At 42.1% G+C, this 16289-nt stretch carries 16 protein-coding genes; 3 read left to right on the forward strand and 13 right to left on the reverse strand.

What is annotated here, in order from left to right; all coding sequences use genetic code 11:
* Window positions 1–2: 2 nt before the first annotated feature.
* The 13 genes from ACQRBH_RS01270 to ACQRBH_RS01330 form a co-directional block, all read right to left on the reverse strand.
* The gene (locus ACQRBH_RS01270) at window positions 3–674 is read right to left on the reverse strand and encodes a hypothetical protein (RefSeq protein WP_427741849.1); all 672 of its coding nucleotides are present in this window, start codon (window positions 672–674) and stop codon (window positions 3–5) included.
* A complete protein-coding gene (locus tag ACQRBH_RS01275; RefSeq protein WP_427760726.1) occupies window positions 674–1738 on the reverse strand; it encodes an ABC transporter permease in 1065 nt (354 codons plus the stop codon). Before ACQRBH_RS01275 ends, ACQRBH_RS01270 begins: the two co-directional genes overlap by 1 nt.
* A gap of 96 nt (window positions 1739–1834) precedes the next feature.
* The gene (locus tag ACQRBH_RS01280) at window positions 1835–3025 is read right to left on the reverse strand and encodes an ATP-binding protein (RefSeq protein ID WP_427760727.1); all 1191 of its coding nucleotides are present in this window, start codon (window positions 3023–3025) and stop codon (window positions 1835–1837) included.
* Window positions 3013–3687, reverse strand: coding sequence for a response regulator transcription factor (locus tag ACQRBH_RS01285; protein ID WP_427760728.1), 675 nt, complete (start codon window positions 3685–3687; stop codon window positions 3013–3015). Before ACQRBH_RS01285 ends, ACQRBH_RS01280 begins: the two co-directional genes overlap by 13 nt.
* A gap of 418 nt (window positions 3688–4105) precedes the next feature.
* Window positions 4106–4390, reverse strand: coding sequence for a helix-turn-helix domain-containing protein (locus ACQRBH_RS01290; protein WP_427760729.1), 285 nt, complete (start codon window positions 4388–4390; stop codon window positions 4106–4108).
* 155 nt (window positions 4391–4545) lie between these two features.
* The gene (locus tag ACQRBH_RS01295; RefSeq protein WP_427760730.1) at window positions 4546–5457 is read right to left on the reverse strand and encodes a glycosyltransferase family A protein; all 912 of its coding nucleotides are present in this window, start codon (window positions 5455–5457) and stop codon (window positions 4546–4548) included.
* 124 nt (window positions 5458–5581) lie between these two features.
* Window positions 5582–5911, reverse strand: coding sequence for a hypothetical protein (locus tag ACQRBH_RS01300; protein ID WP_427760731.1), 330 nt, complete (start codon window positions 5909–5911; stop codon window positions 5582–5584).
* 155 nt (window positions 5912–6066) lie between these two features.
* Window positions 6067–7239 carry a 23S rRNA (uracil(1939)-C(5))-methyltransferase RlmD gene (gene rlmD, locus ACQRBH_RS01305; protein WP_427760732.1) on the reverse strand — a complete coding sequence of 391 codons (1173 nt, stop codon included), beginning with the start codon at window positions 7237–7239 and terminating at the stop codon, window positions 6067–6069.
* A gap of 24 nt (window positions 7240–7263) precedes the next feature.
* Window positions 7264–8313, reverse strand: coding sequence for a 16S rRNA (cytosine(1402)-N(4))-methyltransferase RsmH (gene rsmH, locus ACQRBH_RS01310; protein ID WP_347376760.1), 1050 nt, complete (start codon window positions 8311–8313; stop codon window positions 7264–7266).
* Window positions 8314–8355: 42 nt separating this feature from the next.
* Window positions 8356–9726, reverse strand: a complete 1371-nt coding sequence (locus tag ACQRBH_RS01315; protein WP_427741860.1) for an MATE family efflux transporter — start codon at window positions 9724–9726, stop codon at window positions 8356–8358.
* Window positions 9727–9763: 37 nt separating this feature from the next.
* Window positions 9764–10627: an EamA family transporter gene (locus ACQRBH_RS01320; protein ID WP_427760733.1), complete on the reverse strand. Its 864-nt coding sequence runs from the start codon at window positions 10625–10627 to the stop codon at window positions 9764–9766.
* A 61-nt stretch (window positions 10628–10688) separates the two neighbouring features.
* Window positions 10689–11549 carry a methylenetetrahydrofolate reductase [NAD(P)H] gene (gene metF / locus ACQRBH_RS01325; RefSeq protein ID WP_427741863.1) on the reverse strand — a complete coding sequence of 287 codons (861 nt, stop codon included), beginning with the start codon at window positions 11547–11549 and terminating at the stop codon, window positions 10689–10691.
* Window positions 11546–11758, reverse strand: coding sequence for a hypothetical protein (locus ACQRBH_RS01330; RefSeq protein ID WP_427741865.1), 213 nt, complete (start codon window positions 11756–11758; stop codon window positions 11546–11548). The genes metF and ACQRBH_RS01330 overlap by 4 nt, the downstream gene beginning before the upstream one ends.
* Before the next feature lie 324 nt (window positions 11759–12082).
* Between ACQRBH_RS01330 and ACQRBH_RS01335 the strand changes: the two genes are divergently transcribed.
* The 3 genes from ACQRBH_RS01335 (at window position 12083) to ACQRBH_RS01345 (ending at window position 15928) form a co-directional block, all read left to right on the forward strand.
* Complete coding sequence (locus ACQRBH_RS01335) at window positions 12083–13864, forward strand: ABC transporter ATP-binding protein (protein WP_427760734.1); 1782 nt, start codon at window positions 12083–12085, stop codon at window positions 13862–13864.
* A 48-nt stretch (window positions 13865–13912) separates the two neighbouring features.
* A complete protein-coding gene (locus ACQRBH_RS01340; RefSeq protein ID WP_427760735.1) occupies window positions 13913–14413 on the forward strand; it encodes a methylated-DNA--[protein]-cysteine S-methyltransferase in 501 nt (166 codons plus the stop codon).
* 66 nt (window positions 14414–14479) lie between these two features.
* Window positions 14480–15928: an aminoacyl-histidine dipeptidase gene (locus tag ACQRBH_RS01345; protein WP_427741868.1), complete on the forward strand. Its 1449-nt coding sequence runs from the start codon at window positions 14480–14482 to the stop codon at window positions 15926–15928.
* Window positions 15929–16289 lie beyond the last annotated feature (361 nt).

The raw sequence follows: 16289 nt of genomic DNA on the forward strand, positions 1-16289 counted from the left end.
TTCTATCCTCTTTTCTTTATTATTTCAGGTAGCATGGCGCCCATGATCAAGATCAAACATACACAGACTATTTTCCCACATATCCACTTTAGATCCCCATTATCTTCTATATTTCTGAATGTATAAGAGAATACATTCCATTTTCCTAACAGCCGATCTCCAATCGTTGAATTTGTTGTGATCCACAGGATTAAGGCACATCCGATCCCCGCCCACATATTACGAAACAAACAAGACAGAGTATGGGATAAAAGCCCCCAGAAAATAAGAGTAACAGCAATAGCTGCCAGATACACCAAAAACATTTTTAGTTCATCTTTTATTACAATTTGTGTTCCATAAAGCGAGAGCGGTTTTTGAATGATACCATACATTCCATAACTTGCCGCTGCAAGAAGGAACAGATAGCCTTCTTGTACCATCATCCTCTTTATGATAGAAAGTGTTCTGTTTTTTACCGGATACAGACGCTCTACTTCCGCCCTTTTACTGACAATTTCCTGTACATAAGTATCTGCACAGAACACGGCCGCAAGTAAGGCCAATGGAGGCTCCAGCGCAACTCCTATTTCATTTGTAAAGCTCACTCCCCGGACTACACATAAAATACTCACGAAAAAAGTGGAATATACGATCTTGTAGAGGGATAAACAGATCTTCACTTCCTTCCCCATTACATCCTCCTCCTTTTCCATAGCTGTATACAGATTAGAATAATTCCTATCGCTGCCAGTATCAGAAAGCTTTGATTCAGCAATACCATCGGCGGCTCCGCAGTGTCAAAGAATCGGCCAGGGAACCGCACCATGATAGCCAGCGGTCTTCCATAATAACCATATACCCCTTCCGCATTTCTGCCGCCGGTATTGGAATACACCATATATAAGATGAGGAACGGTACTGCAGGCAGCGGATTTTTAAACAATAGGGAAATCAAACCATATACACATACGATCATCAGCATATTCGGCAAAATATAAAGACCCGTTGCCGCAAAGAAATCCATCAGATTTACCTCAAAACCGCTGCCTTTTGTAAAGATGCAGCAAGCCGCCCAGAATATGAGATTTAAAATCGCCAGCACAATCAGGCAGACCAAAAAGCCTCCTGCTGCTTTTCCAATCACATACTGTCCCGCCCGAACCGGCTTTGTATGCAATAGCTCATACGTATTTTTTCTGGTATCCTGCCAGAACAGGGCCGCAAGCATGACAGCCGCAAAAAATCCCATATAAAGCCCGGAAAAATCCGCAAATTTTCTGGAAAAATAGTACGAAAAGCGATGAGATTTCAATTTACTCTTAATGTAAGAATTGATTTCTTCCGGTGTTCCTTGATGCAGTTCCGTATCTTCGTAGGCATAAAGTGCGTTGTAATAGTGATATTTTGTTTCCAGATACTCACACGCTTCCTGAATATCCATTCCTTTCATTTCCTCTATCACAGCTTCTGCTTCTTCCTGCCCCATTTCAAACTCGGATACAAGATTCTTCTGTATTCCTTCCTCCCACATTTTCCGTCTATCTTCTTCATTTGTGGGAACATATCCGTCTGTAATATCTGCATCATCAATCGTTGACGGAGTATTCAAAGATATCTCCTTATCAGAGGATACATAAGAAATCCCAAAATAAGGCCGGACATCCTGGAACACCCCCAAAACTACAATAAACACACCGATCCAAAACAATGGCCTTTTCAGAAAGTTTTTAATCTCTCTTCTCATAATGACACTCATAGCCGTCACCTCTTTCTTTTTGATATGTTTATTGTAGATCTCAAATCACAACAAAAAGACAATACAAAAAAGAAACGAAAAAAATTACCGGACCGTTTACACGATCCGGCAAAATATAGCTGTCACTGCAGCCCCGCCCGCCTCACTATTCTCCACCACAAGGCGGCCTCCATGCTTCTCACAATATAGTCTGCTGATATACATTCCCATGCCTGCATGATTCAGGCTGTCTTTTACATTCTGCTGATAAAATGCTTTTGTGACTGTCTCCATATCCCTGTCAAAACCACTTCCGTCGTCCTCCACGCAAATCTTCAGTTCTTGTTGCGTCACGCTGACATTTATTGTTATCTGCTTTTTCGCATACCGCAGAGCATTGGACAGCAAATTTTCTGTCACTTCAAGGATCACTTCCTTGTCTCCCAAAAAGACATCCCCTATTTCTCTCAGTTCCAGAACAACCTGCTTTTCCTTCTCTGCTTCCAGTACCACAAGCTCCGCCTTGATATCATCTTCCAACTCTTTCGCTGTAATCGGTCGGCTTAGAAGCGTCCTTTGCTCCAGGCTGCTCATTTTCCGCATGGTCTCCACAAAATGATCCATGCGCTCGATCTGCTTCCAGCTCTCCGACAGCATTTCCATTGCAGTCTCTGTATCAACGGTTCCATCCGGAAGATAATCCATCAGCATCTCCTGATAGCCTTTCAGGACAGATAAAGGAGAGCGGATATCATGTGCAATCGCTGCCCGGAGAACTCTCTCCTCCTCAACCATTCGCCATAACTCCTGATTGTTCTGGGCAAGCTGTCCCCTCATCCGCTCAAATTCCCCACACAAACGCCCCATTTCATCCTGATTTTCATAAGTGATGTGAAAATCCAGATCGTTTCCTGCAATCCGTTTGGATGCCTGTTCCAGTTCTTCGATGGGCTGTTTCAGCTTATGTTTGTAAAAAAGAAAAACAGATGCGCAAGATGCCACGGCAGATAAAATCAAAGCGATATATGTCTGTAAAAAATCACAAAATTCAGAGATATTACGGTCCGCACTGCTCATATCTGACGAGGATGGCCTGGGAATCTCTGCTCTATAATAACTTTTCTCTCCTCCCTCCCCGTTCACCGCTTCAAAATATTTATCCTGATCTACATAGTTCCACCAGACCTGCTCTTGAGTGTAGGTGGCAATTTCCACAATCACAGCCGATGAGAAAAAGCTGCAGAGCAAACCAACCGACAAATACAAGAGTATCGTTTTTCTGACGGAAAGGTTTCTTATTTTATCCATTTATATCCCATCCCCCATACCGTTTCTATATACTCGTTCTCCGTCTGCAGGCTCATTTTCTTTCGGATTCTTCGTATCAGTTCTGTAACCACCCGGCTGTCTCCCTCTGCATCATATCCGCAGACTTTTTCATAAATTCTTTCTTTATCAAAAACAAGTCCCGGATTCATAGATAGAAATTCAATAATTCCATATTCCAGTTTCGTCAGTTCCAGATCATTCCCATTGATCTGCACAGTTTTTGCCGTATAATCGATCAGGAGTTCACCCTGAAAGCTATACTCTGATTTTGTTTTATGACGTTCTTCACGTTTTAAATGCGCGGTAATCCTTGCATCCAGCTCTTTCAAACTGAATGGTTTTAAAATATAATCATCTCCACCGGACAGTAGCCCATTCACTCTGTCCTGTTCATCCACCCTTGCGGTCAAAAACAAAATAGGACAGGCCACTTTGTCTCTGATTCTGCGGCAAACCTCCATTCCATCAAACTGCGGCATATTCACATCCAATAATATGATGTCCGGATCTACTTCCAACATCTTCATTGCTTCCATCCCATCTTCTGCCGTAAATATAGAATATTTTTTTATCTCAAAAAAGCTCTTGAGCATTTTGAGCATTTCCCTGTCATCATCCACAATCAAAATTTTATACTGCATTTTCTCACCTCAAGAACATTTTAACATGGAATTATCAACAAATAAACAATGAACAAGAATGTGGCATAAACAAGAGCATCACAATTCCATTTTCGATCTAACAAACCTTCACCAGCCTTATTGATATATCTAAACCTCTTTTGCGAAAAGGTACAAACGCATTTTCCGTTTTGCGGAAAAGTTCTGACACCCTCTTAGTTATGCGAAAAGGTGGGGGCTTCTTTTTCAGAAGTTTACCCCACCCTTTTATTCTTCCATGAGTATGAACCGTTCGTCCAAGAAACACACAAATTTTATGTACTCTGATTTCTGCATGAACCGGATTTTTCCCACATATAGGGCTTGTTTCGGGCTATTCTACCACATAATGTACCCTCGAACTGTTTTCAAGCCCGATACTTCGTGAAATCAGACACCACTATACGCAAGTATTATATCCCCTCATCTTTTTCCCTTCTGCTATCCTCTCCGCTTCATCCATCGGGAAGTCTGGTATCTTCTCTAGCAGTTTTAGAATAATGGATTGTTTCATGTCCTCGTCCACATAGGTTCTCACGCTGCCATCCGGCCGCCTTTCTTTCACTGTGGCGAGTTCTTCAATATAAGAATCGTAGTGTGCAATGACTTTTTCTGTTGCCCATCTTTCTCCAGCAACCGCCGCTTTGATGATTTCATAAGTCAATGAATTCTGCTGTTCTTCCATGCCCGTACCTCCACCAGTTTGATTGCTTATAGCATACCATATCTGCGGTCGACTATCTAGTTCTGATCAGTATCTCCGTGGCATTGATGTTTTGTATAATCATTGGCCTATTTAGATGCTGGATTTTCAATCCGTGCAACCTAGCGGTTGTATATCTACTTATTAATTGACATAATTCGGACTGTAGAAGCCATTCCTCCATCACCGTATGACGGGTTTTTTATAAAATCTTTTGATGATTCACTCAAATCTTGATAACGTGTTATTGAATGAATAATCTCGTTCTCCCATCCATATAATCTCGAATTAGATATTGCTTCAATATCTAACAATACATCTGAAATATGCGAGTAATAACTATTGATATGCTTTTTAGTAATATAACGCATAAGTTCAAGCCGCTTATTCATACTTTTTACATTAGCTGAGGCAGGTGCTGTACGATAGTTAATCAACGGTTTTTCGACCATTCCAATGTTTGCTTCTGGTGCAGTTTCTAACATACTTAAAAAGAAATCCCAATCCTCAAATCCAGAACGCATGGACTCATCATAACCGCCACATTGTTCGTAAACTTCTCTACGAAGAATATGCGTTGCCGGACAGCAATTGTGCGATAAAAATGGTACTATATTTCCACCAGTAGGGCGAACCACCGCATCTAAAACTCCAAAAGTATGCATCCAAGATGAAGCCGCAACCATCGATGGATTGTCACAAAGTAAATTACTGACATATTCAATGTATGTAGGTTCAAGCTTATCATCTCCATCAAGGATTAACAGCATTGATGCCTGTGATTTTTTAATTCCGGCATTTCTTGCAGATGATACACCACCATTTTCTTGATAATGTATCACTACCGGAATTAGTAAATCCGTATTTTTTTCAATTTCGTTCAATATGTTTAGAGAGTATTCATCTGTCGAACCATCATCCACGATAATAATTTTTTCAGGTATTAATGTTTGGTTACACAACGACTGTACTGCTTCAAGAATCATAGGGCCTTGATTATAACTTGTTATAACAGCCTCAATATCTGTTCTTTTATCATTTATATTCACTTTATATTTTCTCCTTCAGACTTCTAAATTTGCTGCTCCCACTCAAAATTAATGGATTCTGCTGTTCCTCCATGCCGTACCACTACTATTTTGATTGCTTACAATATACCACATCCAAGTGCATCTATCCAGTAGGCCCTAAGAAAAAGGTCAACAAGCTCACAGGCAGTATGCCACTGCTGCGATAGGCTGAGTCAACAGCAAACCGCTGGTACATGGAAAATCTCCATGCTCCAGCGTTTTGTTTTACAGTACCATATTCATACGTTTTTACTGTTTCTCTTTTGCGAAAAAGTATCCCTTTTGCCAAAATGTATATCACCTGTTCACAAATTTCTATCCCCTGGGGTAAATCAGTTTCCGCATTGTCATTCTGCGGAAACTGAAACACACATCCATTTTTACACCAAAGCTGCGGAAGTCTTTGGTTTACCGGGTTTTTCTCGACAGCCAAACGACTGCTCCACATAGCCAGTATTAACAATTTTGCAAAACCCCATCCCCCCTAAATCTCCCTTATTTACGGGCTTCTTTGCACTTAGTTTTGCCAAATTATTTGTTTCCGCAAACCACAATATCTTGTGTTTTTTACATATTTTCCCGCATCTATTATGCAAGATTTTGTGTCAGTAGACAGACAGTTTCAACATGGTCACAGAACGGGAACATATCAACCGGCTGTATCTTCTCCACCTTATACCCATGCTTCACCATATATTTCAGGTCTCGTGCCAGTGTCACCGGATTACAAGATACATACACAACTTTCTTCGGCCCCATCTGCGCAACCGATGACAGGAATTTCTCATCACTTCCGGCTCTCGGAGGGTCCATGAATACAACATCCACCTTCTGGTGCTTTTTTGCCATATCTACCATGAACTTTCCTGCGTCACCCTGTCGGAATTCTATATTATTCATCTGATTCTCTTTGGCATTCATCCTTGCGTCCCGCACTGCATCTTTATTCAGTTCTATCCCCAGAACATGTTTTGCCTGCTTTGCTGCCACCATACCGATAGTTCCGATTCCACAATATGCATCGATTATGCTTTCTTTTCCCTGAAGGCCAGCATATTCCATGGCGGTCTGATACAGGACTTCTGTCTGTACGGGATTGACCTGATAGAAAGACTGTGGGGAGATACGGAAGGTACATCCACACAGCGTATCCCGGATAAATCCCGGTCCATAGATAACCTTTTCTTTTTCTCCCAGCACCATACTCGTCTGCTTATCATTAACATTCAGAATGATTGTGGTGATCTCTGGATGTTCCTTCCGAAGCGCTTTGATGAAATTATTCTTTGACGGAAGTATTGGTGAACCCAGTACCAGGATAACCATGATTTCTCCTGTCTGGAACCCTCTTCTGACCATCACATGGCGAAGGAGGCCATAGCCGGTATCTTCATCATACGTCTTGATCTTAAAAGATTTCAAAAGGTGCCGGATCGTCCGAATGATCTCCTGGCTCTTTTTATCTTCGATCATACAGTCTTCCACTGCAATCACACGGTGCGTATTGGCCTGATAAGTACCGGAAATAATATTACCGCGTCTGTCCCGGTCAAAAACAGCATGTACTTTATTCCGATAATAATAAGGATCTTTCATGCCGATGATCGGACTTACTTTACAGAATTTCTTCAGAAGCTGTTCTTCCTGTTTCTGTTTCCTTTTCAACTGTTCTTTATAAGGCATTCCCTGATATACACATCCTCCACATTTCTTTGCCACCGTGCATACAGAATCTTGTTTTTTTACTTTCTTTTCTTCCATGTGTTCCCCTTAGCTCTTCCTCTTCTATGCCCGTATTGCCCAACGCATCTTTGTAGAACGTGCACGAGGGTTTCTTGCACATTCTTCTGCGGAAGGACGAATCACATCGTTGGCAATGTCACTGTAGATTCCCATTTTTTTGAAATTTTTAAACGACTTCTTCACAAGACGATCTTCGCCTGAATGGAAGGTAAGTATTGCCACTCTTCCTCCAGGTGCAAGTACATCCGGCAGTTTTTCCAGGAATTCATATAAGACCTCAAACTCGCGGTTTACATCAATGCGCAATGCCTGAAATGTTCTCTGACATGCTTTTTTCACGGCTTCTTTCCGTTCATTTTCCGGGAGAAATCTCAATGCTTCTTCAATTGCTTCTTTTAGTTGAATCGTTGTCTCAGGACATTTTCCTTTTCGCCTCCAAGACATAATTGTCTTGGTAATCTCTTCTGCATATGGTTCATCCGAATTTTCTTCCAACATTCCTTGCAGCTCTTCATCTTCTACTTCCAGCAGTCGTTCTGCTGCGCTGATTCCCTTTTCTGGATTCAGCCGAAGATCCAACGGTCCTTCGAATTTATAGGTAAATCCACGGTCAGGATTGTCGATCTGCATGGATGATACACCGAGATCCGCCAAAATGAAATCAAATTTTCCCACTTCTTCTGCCACTTTATCAATCTCAGCAAAGTTCTGAAGGCGAACCGTCAGAATATCTTCTCCATAACCGGCCTTTCTCAGCCGTTCTGTTGTCTTCACAGACTCAATCGGATCAACATCCAGAGCATAGATATGCCCTTTGCCATCTAGGCATTGTAACATCTGCTGCGTATGTCCGCCGTAACCCAGTGTTGCATCCAGGCCCTTCTGCCCTGGCTGAATCTTGAGGAAATCTAAGATTTCCTTTACACAGATTGAAATGTGCATCCCTGCCGGAGTACTACCCTTTTGGATAACCTTTTCAATCGTATCTGCATATTTTTCTGGATTCAGTTCTTTGTATTTCTCACTATATTTTTTTGGATGTGTCCCAGAATAACGGGGACGTCTCTTATGAACCTTTTCCTGCTGTTCCATGCGTAGGCTCCTTTCCTTCATAACATCTGTGATTTATTGCTGTTATTTTACTTTATTCTGCTCAATCTGTCTATTGCCCTCTACCTTTTTCGCAATCTGTCTGACACACAGATAACATGTTGGTATGATATAACAGCATGCGGTAATCCATGCGGATTGGTCTGTGAAGCAGATTGCTGTATAGCCAAAGCGTTGAACGAACCCCAGACTTACGATACACCGGGCAAACATTTCCGTAACTCCGGAAAAAACTGCCCGTCCAGAATATCCTAATCCCTGTGTGCTCATACGGCACACGTTCAGAATTCCCAGACTCCAGTAAAAATATCCCATGCAGCGCAGATACTTCGCTGCTGCGTCTAATACTTCCACCTCTTCTTTGCTGATAAAGATCATGGATAAGTTCCGTCCTTCAAATATCAACAAAAGTCCTACCAGGCCTCCATACAATACACCAACTGCCACTGTCTGAAGAATCCCCTTTCGAATCCTGTCTACCTTTCCAGCCCCCAGATTCTGCCCACAGAATACGGAGGCGGCTGTTGCGAGAGCATCAAATGGGCACATGGTGAATTGCTTGATCCTTACTCCTGCAGTAAATCCTGAGACACAGACGCTTCCTAAGCCATTATTTGCTGACTGCATGACCATACTTCCAATTGCCGTAATCGAATATTGTAATCCCATCGGAATTCCCATGGCCAGAAGATTCTTTGTAACTGCACCATTCCATCGACAATTCCGGTGTGATAACTTCAGAACTTCCACACGTTTCCATATAAATACCAGACACAAAATACCGCTGACAGCCTGCGCAGTTATGGTCGCAGCCGCTGCACCGGCACATCCTAAGCCAAGCACCATAATACAGAATAAATCCAGCAAAATATTCAATCCTGTGGAAATCGCAAGAAATACAAATGGCGTTCTGCTATCTCCTACTGCCCTCAAAATGCTGGACAATAGATTGTAGAGTAACGTAAATGGAATTCCCAGGAATATAATCAATAAGTACTGATATGCATTCTCATAGATATCCTCTGACACTGACATGATGTGCAAGATTTTCGCACACAAAAGTGCGCAGACCGTTGTGATGATACATGCAAAAAACACGGTCAAGACAGCTGCGTGGAAAATATATTCCCTCATCTTCTCTAATTTCTCAGCGCCAAAGAACTTCGCTACCGGCACACTGAACCCTGCACAGATCCCGATACAAAAACCAAGTACCAGGAACTGCACGCTGCTGGATGCTCCTACACTGGCCAGCGCTTTTGTTCCCAGTACCCTTCCTACAATCGCAGCATCTATCAGATTATATGTCTGCTGCAACAGATTACCAATTAATAGCGGAACGGCGAACTGTAAGATCAATCTTAACGGTCTGCCTTCCGTCATACTTTTTGTCACAATCATTCATCTCTTTTCTCAATCAAATCATTTGGCTCTATCCCACCAGCATTACCAGTGTTCCGCTAACAATACAAAGCAGCCCAAAGAGAGCCTTTTTCGATAATTTTTCTTTAAAAACGATATAAGAAAATATAATAGAAACTACAATACTTAATTTATCAATCGGTACGATCAGGCTGGCTGGTCCAGTCTGTAAAGCCCGGTAATAGCACAGCCAGGAAGCACCGGTTGCAAAACCGGACAGCACAATATATCTCAGCTCTTTTCGGTCCAGATACCTTACATCGTTCTGCTTTTTTGTCACAAACACAACCACCCATGCCATAAGCAATACGACAATCGTTCGAATCGCAGTTCCAAGGTTCGAATCCACTCCAGTAATGCCGACCTTTCCCAGAATAGAGGTCAGACTGGCAAAGACTGCTGATAACAGCGCATAAAAGAACCAGCCTTTCCCTTCTTTTTTCGGTTCTGTCGTTTCCTTTTTTTGGATCATCAGCCAAGTTCCAACACCGATTCCTACAATTCCCATTAATTTATAGATACTAACCGGCTCTCCCAACAGAATGAACGCCAGAATGATCGTAAGAACTGTACTAAACTTATCAACTGGAACTACTTTATTGATATTTCCAATCTGCAATGCATGAAAATAGCACAACCAGGAGGCACCGGTAGCCAGGCCTGACAATACCAGGAACAATAAATTTTTCAACGATAATGTAGTTAATTGATTCTGAGAGCCGACAACAAATACCATCAGCCAGGAGAATATCAATACTACAAATGTACGAACTGCCGTAGCCACATTGGAATCTGTCTTTTTAATTCCACATTTTGCTAAAATAGATGTGATGCCAGCAAAAAAAGCCGAGCCAACTGCAAATCCAAGCCACATCTTTTCTTCCTCCTATGTATCTTTTTCTTTTGTACAAATTATTATATTCTGGCTTTTCATTCTATATAATATGCCGGATTCCTTCGCAGATCTTTCCTGCAACCACCGGATTATTCATAGTATACAGATGAATTCCATCAATATCACTGGTCAGAAGATCAATAATCTGGCTCAATGCATAAGACATTCCTGCATCAAATAATGCTTCTTTATTATCTGCATATTTATCAATAATCTTCTGGAAACGTTCCGGGAAAGACGCTCCGCACATTGTCACCATTCTCTGAATCTGTGCCGCATTGATCACCGGCATGATTCCCGGAATCACAGGCACATCTATTCCGGCTATCCTACAGTCCTCTTCGAATCGGAAGAAACGGTCATTATCAAAAAACAACTGAGATAACAGCACTTCTGCTCCGGCATCTACCTTTTTCTTAAGGTTGCGCATCTCACTGACCCTGTTTTCTGATTCCGGATGGCACTCTGGATAACATGCCCCGGCAATGCAGAAATCACCTTTCTCCTTTAGATAAGCAATCAGATCAGACGCATGCTTGAATTCATCTTTTTCTGGGACATTCGGATTCCGGTCTCCCCGAAGTGCAAGAATGTTCTGCATTCCTTCCTGCATCAATACTCTCGAAAATTCATCAATCTCTGCCTTATCATAGCAAAGACAAGTCAGATGGACCACCGGCTCCACATGATACTCATATTTGATTTTCTTCGCTAATTCAATGGTCCGATTACAGTTAGAACTGCCGCCTGCACCAAATGTCACACTGATAAAATCTGGTTTTAATTCGCACAAGATGGACAATGTCTCATCAATATTTTTTAGTTCTGCATCTTTTTTCGGAGGAAATATTTCAAAAGATAAACTTCTCTTTTTATTTTTATATATATCTGAAATCATCATATTCCCACTCTCCTTTCTGGCTTTATAATCTCAATCCCTTCCACTTCAAAGCAGGTAAGCCACGGATATTCCATACGTTTTACTACTATTTTATCTGATACAATAATTCCTTCCTCTGGATAGAACACATTACCCAGTTCGCTTTGTTCACAGACATATCCATCTTCCTGCATCTCTTCTTTCGCCTTATCAGTAACTCCTACTGACATCTCCTTGCGCGGAGGGGCGCATCAACTGGTAATCTCTTCTATATCCAGCGTCAGGTTCTTCCATCCGAACCGCAGCATATACTGTTTCATTTCTTCATTTAATTCTACCATTATATTTCCTCCTGACATTAATTGAACTCTTTTTTTTATGTTCTGTCAAGAGATACTACAATAACGCTGCTGAATCTCTGAAAAGAAATGATCCCGATTTATTGACACTTTCTGTCAATTATGTTAATAATGAAATTGTTTTTGGATTGGAATATGCAGGAAACACTGCAAACTATTATATATGAATAATTGAATCAGGAAGAAGGAATACATATGGATACCTCTATAGGTAAAGAAAATAATACAAAAAAGAAACCAATCAATTACAATGGATCGAAGCTGGCTGTCTTCGCATCCTATATCCGCCCCCACAAAAAAGGATTTGCCATTGATATGATTCTGTCGGTCATTATCGCATTGATTGATCTGATTTTCCCATATGTCTCAAGATGGTCTATGAACACCCTACTGCCTCAAAATGTTTTTCATACATTTTTTGTCGTAATGGCGATCATGTTTCTTGCATACATCTTGAAAGCTGTATTTAATTATCTGGTGACGATCATCGGCCATACCATGGGAACTCTCGTGGAAGCCGATATGCGGGAAGATGTATTCACACACATGCAGTCTCTGTCTTTCAGTTACTTTGATAAGAATCGTACCGGTGTGTTACTGGCAAGGGTTACCAATGACCTTTTTGAGATCGTCGAACTTGCGCACCACGGTCCGGAGATCATTTTAACCTGCACTCTGACGATTATCGGTGCGCTTGCTGTTCTTCTGACAATTAACATCCCATTAAGTCTCGTACTGCTTCTGTTGATTCCAGCTTGTCTGGCATTTTCCATCCGCCAGCGCATGAAGATGCAGCAGGCCAATATCGAAGTCAAGAAAAAGACCGGCGAGATCAACGCTGCCATCGAAAGTGGAATCTCAGGAATCCGTACTGCCAAAGCATTTGCCAATGAGGACTCTGAAGAAACCAAATTCGCAATTGCCAACCAGCATTTTAAAGAAAGCAAAGTCGGCTATTACAAAGCCATGGGACTGTTTAACGGAGGCGTGGAAGCAACCGTAGGAATCATGCAGGTCGCTGTCATCGCAATCGGCGGACTTCTGATCATGAACCAGAAGATGGATTACGTAGATCTTATTACATTTACCCTATATGTCTCAACCTTTACTGCCCCGGTCCGCAAGCTTGCACAATTTATGGAGATCTACACACAAGGCTCTGCCGGTTTCGCACGTTTTCTGGAAATCATGCGTACTCAGCCACAGATCAATAATAAGGAAGATGCGGTTGAACTAAAGGGCGTAGAAGGCCATATCCACTATGATAATGTATGCTTTTCTTATGATGACGGCACAGAGGTTCTGGAACATGTCAATCTCGATATTGCCCCCGGCGAAACATTCGCACTTGTCGGCTCCTCTGGAAGTGGAAAGACGACATTATGCCACCTGCTTCCGAGATTCTACGATGTCGATTCCGGATCCATCACGATTGACGGTACCGATATCCGGGATGTTACGCAGGAAAGTCTGCGAAAACACATCGGAATCATCCAGCAGGATGTCTTCATGTTTGCCGGCACGATTATGGACAATATACGCTACGGACGTCCGGATGCCTCAGATGCAGAGGTCATGAGAGCCGCCCATCTGGCAGAGATTCACGATGAGATCATGCAGATGCCGGACGAATACAATACCTATATCGGAGAAAGAGGTGTTGTACTCTCCGGAGGGCAAAAGCAGCGAATCTCTATCGCACGAGTCTTTCTAAAAAACCCTCCAATCCTGATCTTAGATGAGGCTACTTCCGCACTGGACAGTGTCACAGAACAGAAGATCCAGCAAAGTCTCGACCGTCTCAGTGAAGATAAGACTTGTATCGTGATTGCACACAGACTTTCTACAATCCGCAACGCAGACCGAATCGCTGTTGTAGAGGGAAAAGGCATCCTGGAACAAGGTTCACGGGAAGAACTTCTTGCAAAAAACGGAGCCTATGCCGAATTAGAGCATGCCCAGGGAATCATCTCCTAGACATGCGTCACTCTAAAGGCACATCCTACTTTCATGGAGGTCTATATTATGCAATATCAGTACAAATACCACTCCCCATTGGGAGATATTACTATGGCAAGTAATGGCGAGGCCATAACCGGATTATGGTTTGACGGGCAGAAATACTTCGGATCCAATCTGTCTGCTGACTCTGTTTGTCAAAAGCTTCCCATCTTTTTGGAAACTTGCCACTGGCTTGACATCTATTTTCAGGGTCAGGAACCAGACTTTACTCCTGCGTTATCCCTTTCCGGCACGGATTTCCGTGTAAATGTGTGGAATCAATTAAAAAAGATACCTTATGGAGAGACAACGACCTATAAACAGATTGCCCAGGCCATTGCCAGACAACAGAACCTTACCCATATGTCAGCACAGGCAATCGGCGGTGCCGTCGGACATAATCCCATCTCCATCATCATTCCCTGTCACCGGGTTCTTGGAAGTGACAAAAGCCTGACCGGATATGCCGGTGGAATCGATAAGAAAAGAGCGCTTCTAACATTAGAAGGGACTTTTTCTGATTGATTGTCTTCAAAAGTCCTTTTTTATGCTATACTATAATTACATTTATTATAAACGGAGGAAATAAAAATGGGAGCTTTATCTAACATTGAACCAAAAGAAGTATTCCACTACTTTGAAGAGCTTAGTAAAGTGCCAAGGGGAACATTTTACACGAAAAAAGCAAGTGATTTCTGCGTAGAATTCGCAAAAGCTCACAATCTGGAATACATACAGGACGAAGTGAACAACGTCATTATCAAGAAGCCGGGAACACCGGGTTATGAAGACAGTGAACCAGTTATTTTACAGGGTCATCTGGATATGGTAACCGAGAAGACACCAGACAGCGATCACGATTTTAAGAATGATCCGCTTGACCTCTTTGTGGAAGATGGTTTTATCGGAGCAAAGAACACCTCTCTTGGAGGAGATGACGGAATCGCAATTGCTTATGCAATGGCAGTTCTTGCAAGTACCGATATTCCTCATCCACCGATTGAAGCAATCTTCACAGTCGATGAAGAAATTGGCATGGGCGGTGCAAAAGCAGTTGATCTGTCTCAGTTAAAGGGAAAGAAATGCCTGAACCTGGATTCAGAGATAGAGGGTGTACTGACAGTCGGATGTGCCGGTGGATTTATTTATGACACCTTTATTCCAATCGAATGGAGTGAAGAAAAAGGAACGAAAATCAAGATCTCAGTTACAGGTCTTCAGGGAGGACACTCCGGTGCTGAGATTCAGAAGCAACGTGGTAACGCCCACAAGATCATGGGACGTGTATTATATACACTTGCAAAAGATTATGACTTTAATCTGATGGATATGCAGGGTGGTACTGCTGCCAATGTCATTGCCATGTTTAATCATGCAGTCATCGTTGTTGATACCGTACAGACGGATGCAATCATAAAAGATACCGCCGAATTAGCGAACAAGATCTCTGCTGAATTCCTTGGTTCCGAACCAGGCCTGACAATTACAGCTGAATCGGTGGAAGAAGGTATCTATCAGTCATTTGACGCTGACACAACTTCTCGTGTGATTCAATATCTGTATGGTATTCCAAACGGAGTACAGTGCTACGACCGTTCTTTCCCACAAGCAGTAGAGACTTCTTTGAACCCAGGAATTGTTGAAACCAAGGACGATGCAGTCAGGGTACGTTTCCAGGTAAGAAGTTCTATGAAGAGCAAACTGGAAGACATGAAGAATCAGCTGGCTATGTGGTGTGAATTAATCGGCGCTTCTTATGAAATCTCCGGTGAATATCCTGCATGGGAATTCGATGAGAATTCAACCCTCCGCCCAATGATGATCGAGCTCTATAAAGAAATGTACGGAACAGATCCACAGGTTGAGACAACCCACAGCGGACTGGAATGCGGCATTCTCTTTGACAAGAAACCAGATCTCGATATTGTATCTTTCGGACCAAACCTTCCAGATGTTCACTCAGTAAAAGAGAGGGTAGACATTGTGTCCACCGAACGTTCCTGGGAATATCTGAAAGCCATCTTAAAAGCATGTAAGTAAATCATATAAAACAAATAAGATGCAGGGATATCAGCAATAGACTGATGTCACCTGCATTTTATTTGTTATACTGTTATTATTTTTATTTCACCTTGGACATTAGACAGACGGTTTCTATATGACTCGTTGCTCTCTGGTGAACACATTACTCTTTTTTTCCATTTCTAATCTCCTCCATATCTTTTGAGTATAAGAAAAGGACACTTACCTCTCAGAAATTCTGAAAAACAAGCGTCCTTTTGATCTTTTCTAACAATATTGAGCTAAAAATGTTACTTTCTTTCTAATGTATCCACTGAAATACACCGGAAAACGGAACTTAATGTGCTTCATGAATCTGCCATCCGGCTGCTCCTGCTCA

Source organism: Bariatricus sp. SGI.161 (assembly GCF_050313695.1).
Lineage (GTDB): Bacteria > Bacillota > Clostridia > Lachnospirales > Lachnospiraceae > JAFBIX01.